Source organism: Nonomuraea cypriaca (assembly GCF_015645445.1).
GTDB lineage: Bacteria > Actinomycetota > Actinomycetes > Streptosporangiales > Streptosporangiaceae > Nonomuraea > Nonomuraea cypriaca.
Window position 1 is genome coordinate 1 of record NZ_JADOGI010000496.1, and the last position, 1,770, is coordinate 1,770.

Below are 1,770 nucleotides of genomic sequence, written 5' to 3' on the forward strand. Positions count from 1 at the left end.
ATGCACACCGTTGACCACTGACCGCGTCTCTAGGCCATTCCATCGCCATAAGCTCGATCTAACCCGTTGACCTGCACCTTCATCCCATCACCGTCTCTAGATGGCCGGAATTACGTCGAACGCAGGCCAGGAGAAGATCTGCTGAGTCGGCTCCGGCTGATCCGGCCCTCCGTCGCCGAGATCCGCCGCATCTACGCCCGCCTCTTCGTCCCCGCCATCAACCTCACCCACCACGTCCTCGCCTGGTCACATTTCCGGATTGTCCACCAAACCCGGGCAATGATCAGCCACTACAGACAGCGAGGAGACCCCCTGCCCCAAGATCTGCGAATGTAGTACCCGGAAGCGCGCCCGAGGTCCACAGGATCATCCCATCCGGTGTGGCGATGACCTGGACGTTCATCCCGTGCACGCGGTGCTTGCCGGAGAAATAGGGCCGATCGGCTTTGGGTGTAGCTCTTGGCTCATACAAGTCACGGGGGTTGGTATCCGCTGCGACGTCACGAAATGATCAGCAGCGAGGCCGGTCGCGAGCCCGACACGCTCTTGGAGCGATGAACACGTATACAAGTCTGGTGCCGGGGGCGGTCAAAGGGGTGCGTCCTGTCACTACGAGTACGCCGACCAGATTCGTCGGTCCCTGTGCCGCCCTCCGGCCGGCCTCAACCGTATCGAACCCCTGATCGTTTGAGGAAGATGTAGTGGCACAAGCACGAGGGCCGGCGCTGGTGGCCCAGGCCGGGCAGGAAGGCGAGCCGGGGGAGACGCTGGCCCGGGTGGCGGCGATCGACGTGGCCAAGGACACCGGGATGGTCTGTACCCGGCTGCCGCACGACACGCGAGCGGGGCGCAAGGTCCAGAAGGTATGGGAGGTTCCCGCCCGCTACGACGACATCCTGGCGCTGGCCGATCATCTGCGCTGTCACGGCGTGCAGCGGGTGGTCGTCGAAAGCACTTCGGATTATGTGCGGCGTGAGGGTGCATGAATTCAAGTGGGAGGCACCGTTTGGAGGTTCGGCTGATGTCGAGGGTGTAGTACCTGGGCCAGTGCGCGATGGCCTGTCTCCGCCTCGGCGTGCGTCGTGGGTAACTGCGGGGTGCGAAGCCCGGGGTAGAAGCCGAAGCGGCTCCTGTTCCATCCGGGGGCGGCGGGCGAGGAGAAGACCGGCGGGAATCCTGTGTTGAGCAGTGCGGGGTTCCCGGCCTTGGGCCGGTGGCCAGCCGGATCCGGGGTGATGGGTGAATGGCGTGAACTCTCGTTGACGTCTCGTGAAAGTGCCCCCCGCCGATGGGATGTTCCAGCGGGGTCGTAGGGACTGGCCGCAGGAGAGCGGCGGGTGCCGGCCGGAGGATAGTCGCCGGTCGGGAGCGCACCACCGTCCCCGGGATAAAGAGAGCGCCCTGCCCGGTCGCAGCTTGTTCATGTGCAACACGACAACCCCATTGGGGTCCGGCCGCCTGGCGGCCGGTAGGCCGACCGTGAGGAAGGCTCAACTCCCCAGCGGGCGCAGGATGACCCAAGAAGCCAATGCCGATGGCCGAAAGGCAGCAGGAAACCGGGGACCGCAGGTCCGGCACCTCCGCCGGGTGGTTCCCGCATAACTGGTCGGATACGGGCTCGGTGCCCGGCCCGAAAGGGAGCTTGAGGAGCCCGGCGTTTTCCGGACACGTCCCAAATGAACTATATGGTCGACTCTATCACGCAACCGACTGATTATCGAACCATTCGTCGAGGACTTCGAGCGGGGGTCGATAACCGAGCCCTGAATG

General features: G+C 64.4%; 1 protein-coding gene and 1 pseudogene. One reads left to right on the plus strand and one right to left on the minus strand.

The features are described from left to right. Positions 1-337 precede the first annotated feature (337 nt). A pseudogene (locus ITP53_RS55165) lies at positions 338-445 on the minus strand (IS5/IS1182 family transposase); the annotation flags it as partial. 256 nt (positions 446-701) lie between these two features. Here ITP53_RS55165 and ITP53_RS55170 point away from each other — a divergent pair. Further along, on the plus strand, positions 702-986 hold the full coding sequence (locus ITP53_RS55170) for a hypothetical protein (RefSeq protein ID WP_195903451.1): 285 nt from the start codon (positions 702-704) through the stop codon (positions 984-986). Positions 987-1,770 lie beyond the last annotated feature (784 nt).